This is a genomic window from Pseudomonas sp. EA_65y_Pfl2_P74 (genome assembly GCF_963970575.1).
GTDB lineage: Bacteria > Pseudomonadota > Gammaproteobacteria > Pseudomonadales > Pseudomonadaceae > Aquipseudomonas > Aquipseudomonas baetica_A.
The window spans coordinates 38,642-52,809 of sequence record NZ_CAXAOQ010000019.1; the positions used below are offsets into that span (position 1 = coordinate 38,642).

At 59.6% G+C, this 14,168-nt stretch carries 13 protein-coding genes; 6 read left to right on the plus strand and 7 right to left on the minus strand.

The window, feature by feature from the left end; all coding sequences use genetic code 11:
• The first annotated feature begins 38 nt into the window (after positions 1-38).
• Genes AACY18_RS16510 through AACY18_RS16525 form a run of 4 tightly spaced genes read left to right on the plus strand, consistent with a single transcriptional unit; the run spans position 39 to position 3,565 of the window.
• Complete coding sequence (locus AACY18_RS16510) at positions 39-1,187, plus strand: ABC transporter permease (RefSeq protein ID WP_339465405.1); 1,149 nt, start codon at positions 39-41, stop codon at positions 1,185-1,187.
• Positions 1,184-1,987 carry an ABC transporter ATP-binding protein gene (locus tag AACY18_RS16515; protein WP_339432352.1) on the plus strand — a complete coding sequence of 268 codons (804 nt, stop codon included), beginning with the start codon at positions 1,184-1,186 and terminating at the stop codon, positions 1,985-1,987. The genes AACY18_RS16510 and AACY18_RS16515 overlap by 4 nt, the downstream gene beginning before the upstream one ends.
• Position 1,988: 1 nt before the next feature.
• The gene (locus AACY18_RS16520; RefSeq protein WP_339465407.1) at positions 1,989-2,927 is read left to right on the plus strand and encodes an MlaD family protein; all 939 of its coding nucleotides are present in this window, start codon (positions 1,989-1,991) and stop codon (positions 2,925-2,927) included.
• Positions 2,924-3,565: an ABC-type transport auxiliary lipoprotein family protein gene (locus AACY18_RS16525; RefSeq protein WP_339465409.1), complete on the plus strand. Its 642-nt coding sequence runs from the start codon at positions 2,924-2,926 to the stop codon at positions 3,563-3,565. The genes AACY18_RS16520 and AACY18_RS16525 overlap by 4 nt, the downstream gene beginning before the upstream one ends.
• A gap of 109 nt (positions 3,566-3,674) precedes the next feature.
• On the opposite strand, the gene AACY18_RS16530 is transcribed toward AACY18_RS16525, so the two are convergent.
• The 5 genes from AACY18_RS16530 to AACY18_RS16550 form a co-directional block, all read right to left on the minus strand.
• Positions 3,675-4,904, minus strand: a complete 1,230-nt coding sequence (locus AACY18_RS16530; protein WP_221732258.1) for a nucleoside recognition domain-containing protein — start codon at positions 4,902-4,904, stop codon at positions 3,675-3,677.
• Positions 4,905-5,088: 184 nt separating this feature from the next.
• A complete protein-coding gene (gene gltP, locus AACY18_RS16535) occupies positions 5,089-6,420 on the minus strand; it encodes a glutamate/aspartate:proton symporter GltP (RefSeq protein ID WP_339432356.1) in 1,332 nt (443 codons plus the stop codon).
• Positions 6,421-7,128: 708 nt separating this feature from the next.
• The gene (locus AACY18_RS16540; protein WP_339465411.1) at positions 7,129-7,599 is read right to left on the minus strand and encodes an inhibitor of vertebrate lysozyme family protein; all 471 of its coding nucleotides are present in this window, start codon (positions 7,597-7,599) and stop codon (positions 7,129-7,131) included.
• A 2-nt stretch (positions 7,600-7,601) separates the two neighbouring features.
• Entirely contained in the window at positions 7,602-7,766 is a 165-nt protein-coding gene (locus AACY18_RS16545; RefSeq protein WP_003177151.1) for a DUF1328 domain-containing protein, read from the minus strand.
• 73 nt (positions 7,767-7,839) lie between these two features.
• Entirely contained in the window at positions 7,840-8,124 is a 285-nt protein-coding gene (locus AACY18_RS16550; RefSeq protein ID WP_339432358.1) for a hypothetical protein, read from the minus strand.
• Between the two features lie 427 nt (positions 8,125-8,551).
• On the opposite strand from AACY18_RS16550, the gene algB reads away from it, so the two are divergent.
• Together algB and AACY18_RS16560 are read left to right on the plus strand one after the other, a co-directional pair.
• The gene (gene algB / locus AACY18_RS16555; protein WP_047597026.1) at positions 8,552-9,898 is read left to right on the plus strand and encodes a sigma-54-dependent response regulator transcription factor AlgB; all 1,347 of its coding nucleotides are present in this window, start codon (positions 8,552-8,554) and stop codon (positions 9,896-9,898) included.
• Positions 9,899-9,908: 10 nt separating this feature from the next.
• Positions 9,909-11,699 carry a KinB sensor domain-containing domain gene (locus AACY18_RS16560; protein WP_339432360.1) on the plus strand — a complete coding sequence of 597 codons (1,791 nt, stop codon included), beginning with the start codon at positions 9,909-9,911 and terminating at the stop codon, positions 11,697-11,699.
• On the opposite strand, the gene AACY18_RS16565 is transcribed toward AACY18_RS16560, so the two are convergent.
• Positions 11,696-13,309 carry an EAL domain-containing protein gene (locus tag AACY18_RS16565; protein WP_339432424.1) on the minus strand — a complete coding sequence of 538 codons (1,614 nt, stop codon included), beginning with the start codon at positions 13,307-13,309 and terminating at the stop codon, positions 11,696-11,698. The two genes, AACY18_RS16560 and AACY18_RS16565, sit on opposite strands and share 4 nt — an antisense overlap.
• A gap of 76 nt (positions 13,310-13,385) precedes the next feature.
• The gene (locus AACY18_RS16570) at positions 13,386-14,168 is read right to left on the minus strand and encodes an N-acetylmuramoyl-L-alanine amidase (protein ID WP_339432361.1); all 783 of its coding nucleotides are present in this window, start codon (positions 14,166-14,168) and stop codon (positions 13,386-13,388) included.

A 14,168-nucleotide genomic window follows, 5' to 3' on the forward strand; every position in this document is an offset into this window, starting at 1 on the left:
ACGTATGCCAGCCTCATCAGCCGAAAAGCACGGAGTTTATGACCAGCAGCTCGACGACGGGCAGTGCCCAACTCGACACATCGACCACCCCTGCTCGCCTGCGAGTCAGCGGGGACTGGACGCTTGCCCATTACGCTGACCTCAAGCAACTGAGCGAAAAGCTCCACGGCCAATACGACGCCCATACGTCCATCGACCTGAATGACCTGGGCGCCCTCGATACCGCTGGCGCATCCTTGCTGGTCGAACTGCTCGGTTCCGAGCGCCTGGGCAAATCCGCTGAACATCCCGACTGTACGATTTCCCCGGCTGACCGCGCGTTGCTGCAGACGGTGTATCGCTCGCTGACCGATTTCTGCGTGCCGATCAAGGAGCCGGAAGTCAGCGTCAGCGTGCAACTGCTGACGCGCATCGGTCGCGCCGTGGAAACGGTCTGGCAGGACACCCTGCAAGTGCTGGGCTTCATCGGTCTGATTCTGGAAACCATCGCTCGCAGCGTGTTCCGCCCCAAGCGTTGGCGCATTACGCCAATCGTCGCGCACATCGAACAGACCGGCCTCGACGCTGCGCCGATCGTGGCGTTGCTGACCTTTCTGGTGGGCGCCGTGGTGGCTTTTCTTGGCGCGACGGTGCTGGCCAGTTTTGGGGCCAGTGTGTTCACCGTCGATCTGGTGGCGTTTTCATTTCTGCGTGAATTCGGCGTCTTGCTCACCGCGATTCTGATGGCCGGGCGCACCGCCAGCGCCTTCACCGCGCAAATCGGTTCGATGAAGGCCAACGAAGAGATCGATGCAATCCGCACACTTGGCCTTGACCCGATGGAACTGCTGGTGGTCCCACGGGTACTGGCGCTGCTGATCGCGCTGCCGATGCTGACGTTTCTGGCGATGCTCTGTGGGATCGTCGGCGGTGGCGTGGTCTGCGCGTTGTCGCTGGGAATTTCACCGGCGATGTTCCTCTCGCTGCTGCAATCGGACATCGGTGTTCAGCACTTTCTGGTGGGGTTGGTGAAAGCACCGGTCTTCGCCTTCCTGATCGCCGCGATTGGCTGTCTCGAAGGCTTCAAGGTCAGCGGCAGCGCCGAATCGGTCGGCGCCCACACCACGTCCGCCGTGGTGCAATCGATTTTCGTGGTGATCGTCCTCGATGCGGTGGCCGCGCTGTTCTTCATGGAGATGGGCTGGTGAGTCGTCCACCCTGCGCGCCCTCGGAGGCGGTGATCGAAGTCCGTGGCCTGTGCAACCGCTTTGGCAAGCAGAGCGTGCACGAAGGCCTCGACATGGATTTGTACAAAGGCGAAATCCTCGCCATGGTCGGCGGCTCTGGCAGCGGCAAATCGGTACTGCTGCGCAGTATCATCGGCCTGCGCCGGCCCAGCGAAGGCCGGGTGAACGTATTCGGCCAGAACCTGCCGAGCCTGTCCGGACATGAGCGCTCGCTGATCGAACGACGCTTCGGCGTGCTGTTTCAAAAAGGCGCACTGTTCTCCTCGTTGACGGTGACCGAGAACGTCGCTTTGCCCCTGATCGAGCATGCAGGGTTAAGCCGCAACGACGCCGAGCATCTGGCGGCGGTGAAACTGGCGCTGGCCGGGCTGCCGTTGTCGGCGGCGGACAAATACCCCGCGTCGCTGTCCGGCGGCATGATCAAGCGCGCGGCATTGGCCCGTGCATTGGCGCTGGATCCGGACATCCTGTTTCTCGACGAGCCCACCGCCGGTCTCGATCCGATCGGTGCGGCGGCGTTCGATCAACTGATCCTGACCCTGCGCGATGCGTTGGGCCTGAGTGTGTTTCTGGTCACCCACGACCTCGACACGCTCTACACCATCACCGACCGCGTGGCAGTGCTGGCGCAGAAAAAGGTGCTGGTCGCCGGTCCGATTGACGTCGTATCGGAAACCGATGACGCGTGGATTCACGAATATTTCCACGGCCCGCGCGGCCGCTCGGCGCTGGACGCCGCCAAACTGCTCAACGAGGTCTGATATGGAAACCCGAGCCCATCATGTGTTGATCGGCCTGTTCGCAGTGATTGTCGTGGCGGGCGCCCTGCTGTTCGGCCTGTGGCTGGCCAAGTCCAGTATCGATAGCGAGTTCAAGGATTACGAAGTCGTGTTCAACGAGGCGGTCAGCGGCCTGTCCAAGGGCAGCGCGGTGCAATACAGCGGGATCAAGGTCGGTGACGTGGTCAGCCTGCGTCTTGACCCCAAGGATCCCCGCCGGGTGTTGGCGCGGATTCGTCTGGGCGGTGACACTCCGATCAAGGAAGACACCCTGGCCAAACTGGCCCTGACCGGGATTACCGGCACCTCGATCATCCAGCTCAGCGGCGGCACGCCAAACAGTCCGAGCCTACGGGGCCATGACGGCAAATTACCGATCATTGTCGCGTCGCCCTCGCCCATCTCGCGGTTGCTCAATGACAGCAACGACTTGATGAGCGGCGTCACCGCACTGCTGCAAAACGCCAACCAGATGTTCTCCGCCGAAAACGTCGAGCGCGTGAGCAAAACCCTCGCCCACCTGGAACAGACCACCGGCTCGATCAACGATCAGCGTGGCGACCTGCGCCAAGCCATGCAGCAACTGGCGACGGTCGGCAAACAGGCCGGCAGCATGCTCGAACAGACTTCGCTGCTGATGCGCAACGCCAACGGTTTGCTCAACGACCAGGGCAAGCAGGCGCTGGGCAGTGCCCAGCAGGCGATGAAGTCGCTGGAGCAAAGCAGCGCCACGATCAACGGCCTGCTGAGCAAGAACCAGAATGCCCTCGACAACGGCCTGCAGGGTCTCAATGGTCTGGCGCCGGCCATCCGTGAATTGCGAGAGACGCTGACCTCGCTGCGCGCCATCTCGCAACGTCTTGAGGCCAACCCCAGCGGTTACCTGCTGGGCAGTGACAAGAACAAGGAGTTCACGCCATGAAGCTGACTCGACTCGCCCTCTTCGCCGCTGGTTTTGCCTTGATCGGCACGCTGATCGCGTCGTGCTCGATCCTGCCCCAGTCGCAGCCATCGGACGTTTATCGTCTGCCAGCCGCGCAGGTGCCTGCGCCGGCCGGTTCAGCGGCCACTCAGCACTGGTCGCTGCGGCTCAACAAATGGCAGGCCAGCGAAGCGCTGAACCGGCCGAACATCGCCGTGATTCCACAGGGCAACATGATCAGCAGCTACAAGGCGTCACGCTGGAGCGACCCCGCACCGGTGCTGTTGCGCAATCGGCTGCTCGAAGGCTTTACGCGTGATGGCCGGGTGACGTTGCTGAGCACCGATGACAGCTACTTCCAGGCGGATCTGGAACTGGGGGGGAATTTGCAGGCGTTTCAGACTGAATATCAGGGCGATAAGGCCAGCGTTGTCGTGCGGGTCGATGCGTTGCTGGTGCGTGGCTATGACCAGCGCATTCTGGCCAGCCGCCGGTTTGAAGAGCGCCAGCCCCTGAGTGATGTGCAGGTGCCGGCGGTGGTCGCCGGGTTTGGTCTGGCCAGTGATCGCCTGACCGCGAAGGTTGTGGCGTGGGCGGTCGAGCAAGGCCAGCAGTTCGCGCCCTCACCCAGACTTTAACCTTATCCATAATCCCTGTAGGCGCGGGCTCGCTCGCGAAGGCGGTGTGTCAGGCAATGCATACGTCGCCTGACACGCCCTCTTCGCGCACCCACAGGGGGATTTGTGGCTAACCGAAGAACCAGTAGCAGACGCCAATGGCGCCGAGTACCCCGGCCAGTTCGGCCAACAGCGCGCAACCTACCGCATGCCGCGCCCGCTGAATCCCCACCGCGCCGAAATACACCGCCAGCACATAGAACGTCGTCTCGGTACTGCCCTGAAGCGTCGCCGCCACCAGCGCCGGGAAGCTGTCGACACCGGAAGTCTGCATGGTTTCGATCAGCATCGCCCGCGCCGCGCTGCCGGAGAATGGCTTGACCATCGCCGTGGGCAGCGCATCGACAAAGCGTGTGTCCCCTCCGGCCCATTCGACCAGATGACGGATCCCGTCGAGGCCAAAATCCAGCGCTCCGGACGCACGGAGCACGCCGACGGCGCAGAGCATGGCCACCAGATACGGCAGCAGGTTCTTCGCTACATCGAAGCCTTCCTTCGCGCCTTCAACGAATGCTTCGTAGACCTTCACCTTACGTAGAGCACCCATCACCAGAAACAGCATGATCAGACCAAACAGCGTGAGATTGCCGAGGATCGACGACAATCCCGCCAAAGCGGTGGCCGACATTGTCCCCAGCAATGCCATGAAGGCGCCGAGCATCAACGCGCCGGGAATCAGATAGGCCAGCACCACCGGATCCCAGATCCGCAAACGCTGCATGAACGCCACCGACAGAAAGCCGACAATCGTCGAGCAACTGGTCGCCAGCAAAATCGGCAGGAACACCAGCGTCGGGTCAGGCGCGCCTTGCTGGGCGCGGTACATGAAGATCGTCACCGGCAGCAGGGTCAGGGAGGAGGCGTTGAGCACCAGGAACAGGATCTGCGCGTTGCTGGCGACGGTGGCGCTGGGGTTGAGTTCCTGCAGTGCCTTCATGGCTTTCAGGCCGATGGGCGTGGCGGCGTTGTCCAGGCCCAAGCCATTGGCGGCGAAGTTCAGGGTGATCAGGCCAAGGGCGGGGTGACCGGGCGGGACTTCCGGCATCAGTCGCAGGAACAGCGGGCCCAATACCTTGGCCAGCCATTCAACAATGCCGGCCTTCTCGGCGATGCGCAGAAAACCCAGCCACAGGGTGAGGGTGCCGAACAGCAGCACCATGACTTCGACCGACAGCTTGGCCATGGCAAAAATGCTTTCCACCATCGCCGCGAAAATCCCGGCATTACCGCCAATCAGCCACTGCGCCAGCGCCGACACGGCTGCCACGACGAAGAAGCCAAGCCACAGGCCATTAAGCATCAGTCAAATCCCTCGGAAGATGCGGCGAATAATAGCGGGGTGGCCAGAAACGACAAACCCCGGATTTTGTCCGGGGTTTGTCTGTGCATCACTGGCGGGGGCAATGAATGCTTGGCTCTGACTCAAATCCCCTGTGTGAGCAAGCCCACTGGCACAAGCAGCCAATCCCCACAGGGTTCAGCAATCAGTTCTTGGAGATCTCGCCCGCGGGCAGTTTTTCCTTGCTGCGCCAGTGCGGCAGGGAGTTCCAGTAGCGCTCGCCCTTGGCATCGTCGTACATGCCTTCCCAGCGCGAGATGACCAACACCGCCAGGGCGTTGCCGATCACGTTCAGTGCGGTACGGGCCATGTCCATGATGCGGTCGACACCGGCGATAAACGCCAAGCCTTCCAGCGGAATACCCACGCTGCCCAGCGTCGCCAGCAGCACCACGAAGGACACGCCCGGTACGCCGGCGATGCCTTTGGAGGTGACCATCAGGGTCAGGACCAGCAGCAGTTGCTGGCTGATCGACAGATCGATGCCGTACAACTGGGCAATGAAGATCGCCGCGATGGACTGGTACAGGGTCGAACCGTCGAGGTTGAACGAGTAACCGGTCGGCACCACGAAGCTGCAGATGGCTTTCGGCGCGCCGTAGGCTTCCATTTTCTCGATCACGCGTGGCAGCACGGTTTCCGAGGAGGCGGTGGAGTAGGCCAGCACCAGCTCATCCTTGAAGATGCGCATCAGCTTGAGCACCGAGAAGCCGAACAGCCTGGCGATCAGGCCCAGTACCACGAAGGCAAAGAAGGCGATGGCGACGTAAACCAGGATCACCAGTTTGGCCAGCGGCAGCAGGGAGGCGAAACCGAAGTTGGCGACGGTCACCGCGATCAGTGCGAATACGCCGATCGGCGCGTAGTTCATGATCATGTGGGTGACTTTGAACATGCTTTCCGACACGCCCTGGAACATCTTCACCAGCGGTTCACGCAGGTCCGACTGCAGGCTCGACAGACCGAGACCGAACAACACGGAGAAGAAGATGATCGGCAGCATTTCGCCGCGGGCCATGGCCGCGAAGATATTCGACGGGATCAGGTTGAGGATGGTCTCGATGAACGCATGTTCATGTTGTACTTCGGCGGCGGTCGCCTGGTACTTCGAGATGTCGACCGTGCCCAGGGTACTCATGTCGATGCCGGTGCCCGGATGGAACACGTTGGCCAGCAGCAGGCCGACGACGATGGCGATGGTGGTGACGATTTCGAAGTAGACGATTGTCTTCAGGCCGATACGCCCAAGCTTCTTGGCGTCGCCCACGCCGGCGATGCCGACGATCAGGGAGGAGATGACGATCGGGATCACGATCATCTTGATCAGACGGATAAAGATATCGCCTGCCGGTTGCAGGACGTTACTGATCCACCAGGCCTTTTCGGCACTGAAGTGGTTGAGCAACGCACCAATTGCAATACCCAGAACCAGACCGATGAGGATCTGCCAGGCGAGGCTGATTTTTGCCTTCTTCATTATCTTTACCCTTACTTGCGTTTGACTCAGGCACATGCAGGAACTGGAACGCTCTTTAGCGGAAAAGTCTATGCATCTGCCTCCGTATAAGGTGCCCCGAAGCGCGTATTTACGGCTCTTCGGCAGGCGAAAAAAGGCGCAACTATTCCGATGCAAGGTTGCGCCGTCTAATGCCGTAAACGCCTACCCTATGCTGAATCGGCATGAGATTTTTTAATTGAAACTCGCGTCCCAATCGGTTCGATTACGCCATTTAAGCCAGCAAAAGTGCCGTGAACCGGCCATTTCGGCGTAAGGTGGGTTGTTTTTTGAACGAGGAATTTCGACGTAAAATTTCGGAAAAGGCCTACGTTACAAGACCAATAGTCCTACTGTTTAAACGGTATCTTTCTCGATATACGGTCGCCCGGAAACACCGCGTAATGTTTTCGCGCGCAGTGTGAGCGATGGACAAGATGAGCTGGGCGCTCTGGATCAATGTTTTGATGGTTTGAAAGCTCAGCGCAAGTCCGTCAAGCCACAGAGGGCTGGCGAACTTGCGGCGCAGCTTTTTTCCCCTGACCCGGCCCTCTCGCAGGCACTCCTTGTACCCGTAGGTCACTGCGACCCTGTAACAGTCAGAGCGTCCCGGCCCCTTGGTCATGCGCCGGCCCTCCTCGGGCAGGTGCAATAAAGAGCAGCGGGGGGTGCTGCCCTTATGTTCGAAACCTAATACCAGTTCGGATCTTTCTTCAGGGTTTCCATCAGCAGATCCTGCATGCCCTCGTCGGGATTGCCGAGGAAGCGGTAGGTGGCATGTCGCGTTGGCGACTTGTCGGCCGGCAGTCCTTCGGGCACATCGACGAGCATGGCGTAAGCGTCTTTCTTGTCGAAACTGAACGCGACGATCAAGCGGTGGTTCAGGCATTTGTCTGCGGATTCGCAGAGAGGCCCGACCAGATACTTGTCGCCATCTTCCGTCACGGCAGTCATCTGTTGGTCAGGCGTGCCAGAGAGGTTCATCACCCACTCCGGCAGGCGCTCTTCCTTCTTCACCACGCCTTCCCAGGTTTCCCTGTATTGCGCATCGGAGCTCAACAACTCGTTGGCCCTTGTCTGGCCATCATTGGCCGCCATCGCCATGGCACTACCGCCCAGAAGCAGGGCGGCTGCCAGTGTCTTAAACGCAAGCGCACTCATCGTTAACCTCGGCCGCGACGGCCAAAGAAGAAGGAAGCGATGAACATCACCAGGAACACGACAAAGAGGATCTTGGCGATACCCGTGGCGGTGCCCGCGATACCACCGAAGCCCAATACGGCGGCGATGATGGCAATGATCAAGAACGTAATTGCCCAACTCAACATGGTGATTCTCCTTACTTCTCTATTTAGGGATGTTGCGTGTTCCGGCGCGTTGCGCCCGAATCTGTTTAATCCGTCAGAAAACCCAACGTTCTTCGCGTGGCAACTCATTGAGTGGCTGCGCTTGATCGACGTCCATCATGCGCATCGAGGCGCTCTCGGCCTGGCTGCTGCTGACGGCGCTGAAGTGTTTCTGCGTGCTGTGCTGGATCGAGATCAGCGGCTCAGGCTTCTGGCTGTTTTCCCAGCGCAGGTATTGCTGGCACACGATCAACGTGATCAACAGCGCAAGTACGCCAAACAGGCCTTGCTGGAGATGCAGTGGCGAGATACGCACTTGGGCGGCACGTTGGCGAGTCATCCTGGGTTCCTCACGCTTGTTCGTTTGGGGCAGTTCTGATCTGCCCGGGATGAGTGAGGTATTGCAGCCTGCATGCCAGTTTTTTGAATGAAAAAAATACAATAAAATCAATAACTTAAATGTAGTCTGAAAATAATTGGAGACGCATCCTGCACGATGGGTCATCTGTGGTCGTGCGGATTGCACGATTATTTCGTAGGAGTTTTCATTCTTATTGAATTGAGAGCAGGTCGTGGATGTCAGAAAAGGACGCAGGGAACGCCCTGCAAATCGGTGATTGTTTAAAAATTCAACAAAATCAGTGGATTAGCCGTAAAGGCATGAGAGAGCTACCCTCCTATGGCTGGCATCGTTCAGAATCAACCATGCAACTTGCCCGATTTTTTCGGGACTAACTCAAGACCAATCACTATGGAGCGTAGGAAAAATGGAATCTGCCACTGAGCATCAAGGCCGCATTCTGCTGGTGGACGATGAGTCCGCCATCCTGCGCACCTTCCGTTATTGCCTCGAAGACGAAGGCTATACAGTGGCCACCGCCAACAGCGCCGCTCAGGCCGATGCATTGCTGCAGCGCCAGGTGTTCGACCTGTGTTTCCTTGATTTGCGTCTGGGCGAGGACAATGGCCTCGACGTGCTGGCGCAAATGCGCGTTCAGGCACCTTGGATGCGTGTGGTCATCGTTACCGCGCATTCCGCTGTCGATACCGCCGTTGATGCGATTCAGGCCGGTGCCGCCGATTATCTGGTGAAACCATGCAGCCCTGACCAGTTGCGTCTGGCCACTGCCAAGCAACTGGAAGTGCGCCAACTCTCGGCACGTCTGGAAGCGCTCGAGGGCGAGATTCGCAAACCCAAGGATGGTCTCGACTCCCACAGCCCGGCGATGAAAGTCGTACTGGAGACCGCCCGTCAGGTGGCGGGCACCGACGCCAACATTCTTATTCTGGGTGAGTCCGGCACCGGTAAGGGTGAACTGGCCCGGGCGATCCATGGCTGGAGCAAGCGCGAGAAGAAATCCTGCGTGACCATCAACTGCCCGTCGCTGACGGCGGAATTGATGGAAAGCGAGCTGTTCGGTCACAGCCGTGGAGCCTTTACCGGGGCCAGCGAAAGTACCTTGGGTCGCGTGAACCAAGCCGACGGCGGCACGTTGTTTCTCGACGAGATCGGCGATTTTCCCCTGACATTGCAACCCAAGTTGCTGCGTTTCATTCAGGACAAAGAATACGAACGGGTAGGGGATCCGGTGACCCGACGCGCCGATGTGCGGATTTTGGCGGCGACCAACCTCAATCTTGAAGACATGGTGCGCGATGGCCGCTTCCGTGAAGACCTGTTGTATCGCCTCAACGTCATTACTCTGCATCTGCCGCCACTGCGCGAGCGTGCCGAAGACATCCTGACCCTGGCCGACCGTTTCCTTGCACGCTTCGTCAAAGAGTATGCACGCCCCGCACGGGGGTTCAGCGATGAGGCCCGTGAGGCGCTGCTGGGCTATCGCTGGCCGGGCAACATTCGTGAACTGCGCAACGTGGTCGAGCGGGCGAGCATCATCTGCCCGCAGGAGCGTGTTGAAATCACTCACTTGGGTATGGCCGAACAACCCGCGAACAATGCGCCAAGGGTCGGCGCGGCGCTGAGCCTGGACGAGTTGGAAAAAGCCCACATTGGCGCGGTGCTGGCCACTGCCGGCACGCTGGATCAAGCGGCGAAAACCCTGGGCATCGACGCCTCTACCCTGTATCGCAAGCGCAAGCAGTACAACCTGTGAGTGCGCGACGATGAAACCGGCGGTGAAGTTGCGCACGCGTCTGTTCCTCAGTATTTCCGCGTTGATTACTGTGGCCTTGCTCGGGCTGCTGCTCGGGCTGGTCAGCGTGATGCAAATGGCCAGGACTCAGGAAGCGACGATTAGCAGCAACTTCTTGACCCTGGATCTGGGACTCAAACTGCGCCAGACCCTCGGCGACCAGTTGGTGCTTATGCTTGCGGAGAAGCCCGACCCTGCGGCGTTCGAGGCGTCCAGGCAGCGTTACCTGCAATTACTGGATGAAGGTATTGCGCAAGAAGTAGGAGGGGAGGCCAGAGAGTACGGCTTCAAACAGGCCAAGTCGGACTATCTGAGTTTTCTCAAGGCATTCGATCTGTCCCGCGACCCGACCAACGTGCTCAGTAACAATCGTGATCTTAGAGAGCGCTTCAACACGTTGCGCAACGGATTGATCACCGAGCACAAGCACGCGCTGGATAACGTCAACGCGGTGCAGCACGAGGCCCGTGACCGGGCACTTTTGATCGCTGGCCTGCTCGGGCTGGTGGGGCTGGCGGTGTTGATCATCGGTTTCGTGACTGCGCACGCAATTGCCCGGCGCATTGGTGCGCCCATCGAGGCATTGGCCAAAGCGGCTGACAATATAGGTCAGGGCAATTTTGAAGTGACCCTGCCGACATCGACAGCGATGGAAGTGAATCTGCTGTCCCGTCGTTTTGGCCTGATGGCGCAAGCGCTGCGCGAGCATCAGGCCACCAACGTCGACGAACTGTTGGCCGGCCAGCAACGGTTGCAGGCCGTACTCGACTGCATCGATGACGGATTGCTGATGATTGATCGTGACGGGCATCTAGAGCACCTCAATCCGGTCGCCCAGCGTCAATTGGGCTGGGACGATGACCGTCTGGGCCAAGGCTTGGCCAGCGCTCTTGAGCGGCCGGAACTGGATGCACAACTGCAACTGGTGTTGCGTGGTGGCACCCTGGAGCGAGCGCCGGAGGATTTGAGCATCGAGGTCGACGGCGAATCCCGCTTGCTGACGTATAGCCTGACGCCGGTCAGCCACACCCAGGGCCATATCCTCGGCGCAGTGATGGTGTTGCACGACGTCACCGAGCAACGGGCCTTCGAACGGGTGCGCAGCGAGTTTGTGCTGCGTGCCTCCCATGAGTTGCGCACCCCGGTCACCGGTATGCACATGGCGTTTGGTCTGTTCCGTGAGCGGGCGAAGTTTCCAGCAGAGTCTCGCGAAGCCGACCTGCTCGACACCGTCAACGAAGAAATGCAGCGCCTGATGCAGTTGATCAATGACTTGCTGAACTTCTCGCGTTACCAGAACGGTTTGCAGAAGCTGACGCTGGCGCCCTGTTCCATTGAGGATTTGCTGAGGCAGGCGCAGTTGCGGTTTGCCGAAACGGCAGCGGAAAAAGGCGTCTCATTGGAGGTGGAGGTGCAAGGGGTATTGCCGCATCTGCAGGCCGATCAGGCGCAACTGGATCGGGTGCTCGACAATCTGATCGACAATGCCCTGCGTCACACTGCTCGCGATGGCCAGATTCGCTTGCAGGCGCGCCGTCATGGCGAGCGTGTGATTATCAGCGTTGAAGACAATGGCGAAGGCATTGCCTACGGTCAACAGGGGCGGATCTTCGAACCGTTCGTGCAGGTCGGGCGCAAGAAGGGCGGCGCCGGGCTCGGATTGGCGCTGTGCAAGGAAATCGTTCAGTTGCATGGCGGGCGGATGGGGGTTTATTCGCGGCCGGGGCAGGGCACGCAGTTCTATATGGCGCTGGCGGTTTAGGCCTCGTCATCCATTCGGCGTCCTGCAAGGCGTCGCCCACGGGTGATCAGTTCAATGAACTGCACCGCGCTCAGCGCATGGGCGAACAGCCAGCCCTGACCGAACTTCACACCTTCGCTGCTGAGCAGTTCGGCTTGTGACTCAAGCTCGATCCCTTCGGCAATTACCTTCAAATCCAGTGCCTGGGCCATGTGAATGATGTGCGGCGCAACACCACTGCTGGCAGCGTCATGGCCGAGTGCATCGATGAAGGCCTTGTCGATCTTCAGGCAGTCCACCGGCAGGGTTTGCAGGTACGCGAGGCTGCAATAGCCGGTGCCGAAATCATCGATCAACACTTGATGGCCAACATTGCGCAACGCTTGCAGGTTTTCCCGCGCCACCACCACATCGATCAAACCGCGTTCGGTGACTTCGAAGGCAATCTGCCGCGCAGCGACCCGGTGCAGCGTCAACAGCCGCGCCATGACCTGACCGATGCGCGGCACCATCACGTCGCAGGCCGCGAGATTCACTGAGATGTACAACTGCGGGTTGGCGCGCAACACCGGCCCCAGTTGTTCGAGCAAGCGCTGGAGGACGAAGTCGGTCATCTGGCGGATCTGCCCGGTATTTTCCGCCATGGGGATAAACAGATCAGGGCTGGTTAACGTGCCGTCAGGGCGCCGCCAGCGCAGCAGGGCTTCGGCGCCAACGCAGTTGCGGCTGTCAAGGTCGAAGATCGGTTGATAGAGCACCTGCAACTCGCCCCGGCGGATGGCCCCGTGCAGTTCGGCGTCCAGCGACTGGCGCTGGCGCACCAGTAAAAACACAAAAAAACCCAAGAACGCACCCAGTAGCGCACAGGCTGGAATCATCCACCACCAGATGGCAGGGATGTGCAAGGCGCTCCTCGGCGTGATCAGCACCAGTTGGTATTGCGGATTGTCAGTGGGCATCCGGTAGATCAACCGGTTCTGGGTGATTTGCAAAACATCGCGGCTTTTTTTCGGCCAGGTTTCTGCGGGGGGCCAGGCCTGAGCCGTCCCCAGAACCGGGATCGCTCGGGTGCCATGATCCAGCACCACGAGCAAGCTGCTGCCGGGCGACAGGTCAACCATGTCCGTCAAGTGTCCGCGCGAGGTCGCCACACGAAAATTGCCACGCCCGAGCATCAGCGCGGCACGGTTTTCATCGGGTTCGGTGGTGGTGTTCAGCCAATAGCTGTAGGTCGGGCCTTTGATGTCGGGAGGGCGCGCGACCGACAGGCCTTCCTGCCGTGGACGGTTGGAGCAGGTGCGCGTGGCGTCTTTGTAAGCGGCCTCGTAGACGAAGCGGTAGTTGAAGGTGACTTGCTGCAGCGTGGCGATCATTTCGTCATCGCAACGGCGCAACGGCTGGGCTTCCAGATCGTCGAGACTTTCGCGCAACTGGCCGAACAGTTGCTCGAGGCGTGCGAGAAAACGTTCGCCCTGAGCGTTCATTTCCTGGCTTTCACTTTGCTCGACATAGCGCGTGGCGATGAACATTGTGCCAGCGATCAACAGGCAGGTGCTGAGGACAGCCGCGATCATCGCCAAAAACCAAGGGCGATAAAACCAGCTACGCAGTGTCTCTCGGGTAGCAACCATCATGGAATATCCGAAGAGTTACCAATGAGTTATAGCTGCTGATTGCGCATTTGCCCTGACCGTCGGGCGGGCGTCATTATTTTGTCTGGTTGAGTACCAGCAACAGTGCTGCCGTTTGCGCGTCCGGTGTGCCGTCGAAACGCGCGGGGCGGAAATGCATCTGGAACGCAGCGATTACATGACGCGTCGCAACGTCCAGTTCGCCGGTCTGCGGAGTGTCGTAACCCAAATGGGCCAGTTGCTCCTGGAACCAGCTGATGCTCGGCAGTTCGCGGCTGTTGAACAGTGCCTGCTGACGGGCCACGGCTTGTTCATTGGGCCACACGCCAAGGCCTTGTTCGGCGAGTCGCTTCCAGGGGAACAACGGCCCCGGATCGAGCTTGCGCAAGGGCGCAATGTCGCTGTGACCGATGATGTGGCGTGGGCTGATGCCATTACGCTTGCTGATGTCCTTGAGCAGAACGATCAAGGCTTGAATCTGCGCTTCGCTGTAGGGATACCACAGGCGTCCGGTCGGGGTGTCCTTGAAACCCGGATTGACGATTTCGATACCGATGGAGCTTGAGTTGAGCCAGGTGCGGCCCTGCCATTGGCTTTCGCCGGCGTGCCAGGCGCGCTGACGTTCATCCATCAATTTGTAGACCGTCGCGTTTTTATCATCACCAATCAGGTAATGGCTGCTGACTTCGCCGTGGGTCAGCAATTGCAGCGAGCGCTCAAGCGAAGCGGAGGTGTAATGCACGACTACGAACTGGATGCGGCTGTCGTGATTGGCTGAAGGATGGCTGGTGTCGTAACGCGGGCCGCTGGCACAACCGGCAAGAACGAGCAGTGACGCGAGGAGGGCAAAGAATTTCAT

Coding starts and splice junctions, on each gene's coding strand:
- AACY18_RS16510 (WP_339465405.1), top strand. CDS start 39: ATGACCAGCAGCTCGACGACGGGCAGTGCCCAACTCGACACATCGACC.
- AACY18_RS16520 (WP_339465407.1), top strand. CDS start 1,989: ATGGAAACCCGAGCCCATCATGTGTTGATCGGCCTGTTCGCAGTGATT.
- AACY18_RS16525 (WP_339465409.1), top strand. CDS start 2,924: ATGAAGCTGACTCGACTCGCCCTCTTCGCCGCTGGTTTTGCCTTGATC.
- AACY18_RS16530 (WP_221732258.1), bottom strand. CDS start 4,904: ATGCTTAATGGCCTGTGGCTTGGCTTCTTCGTCGTGGCAGCCGTGTCG.
- gltP (WP_339432356.1), bottom strand. CDS start 6,420: ATGAAGAAGGCAAAAATCAGCCTCGCCTGGCAGATCCTCATCGGTCTG.
- AACY18_RS16540 (WP_339465411.1), bottom strand. CDS start 7,599: ATGAGTGCGCTTGCGTTTAAGACACTGGCAGCCGCCCTGCTTCTGGGC.
- AACY18_RS16545 (WP_003177151.1), bottom strand. CDS start 7,766: ATGTTGAGTTGGGCAATTACGTTCTTGATCATTGCCATCATCGCCGCC.
- AACY18_RS16550 (WP_339432358.1), bottom strand. CDS start 8,124: ATGACTCGCCAACGTGCCGCCCAAGTGCGTATCTCGCCACTGCATCTC.
- algB (WP_047597026.1), top strand. CDS start 8,552: ATGGAATCTGCCACTGAGCATCAAGGCCGCATTCTGCTGGTGGACGAT.
- AACY18_RS16560 (WP_339432360.1), top strand. CDS start 9,909: ATGAAACCGGCGGTGAAGTTGCGCACGCGTCTGTTCCTCAGTATTTCC.
- AACY18_RS16565 (WP_339432424.1), bottom strand. CDS start 13,309: ATGGTTGCTACCCGAGAGACACTGCGTAGCTGGTTTTATCGCCCTTGG.
- AACY18_RS16570 (WP_339432361.1), bottom strand. CDS start 14,168: ATGAAATTCTTTGCCCTCCTCGCGTCACTGCTCGTTCTTGCCGGTTGT.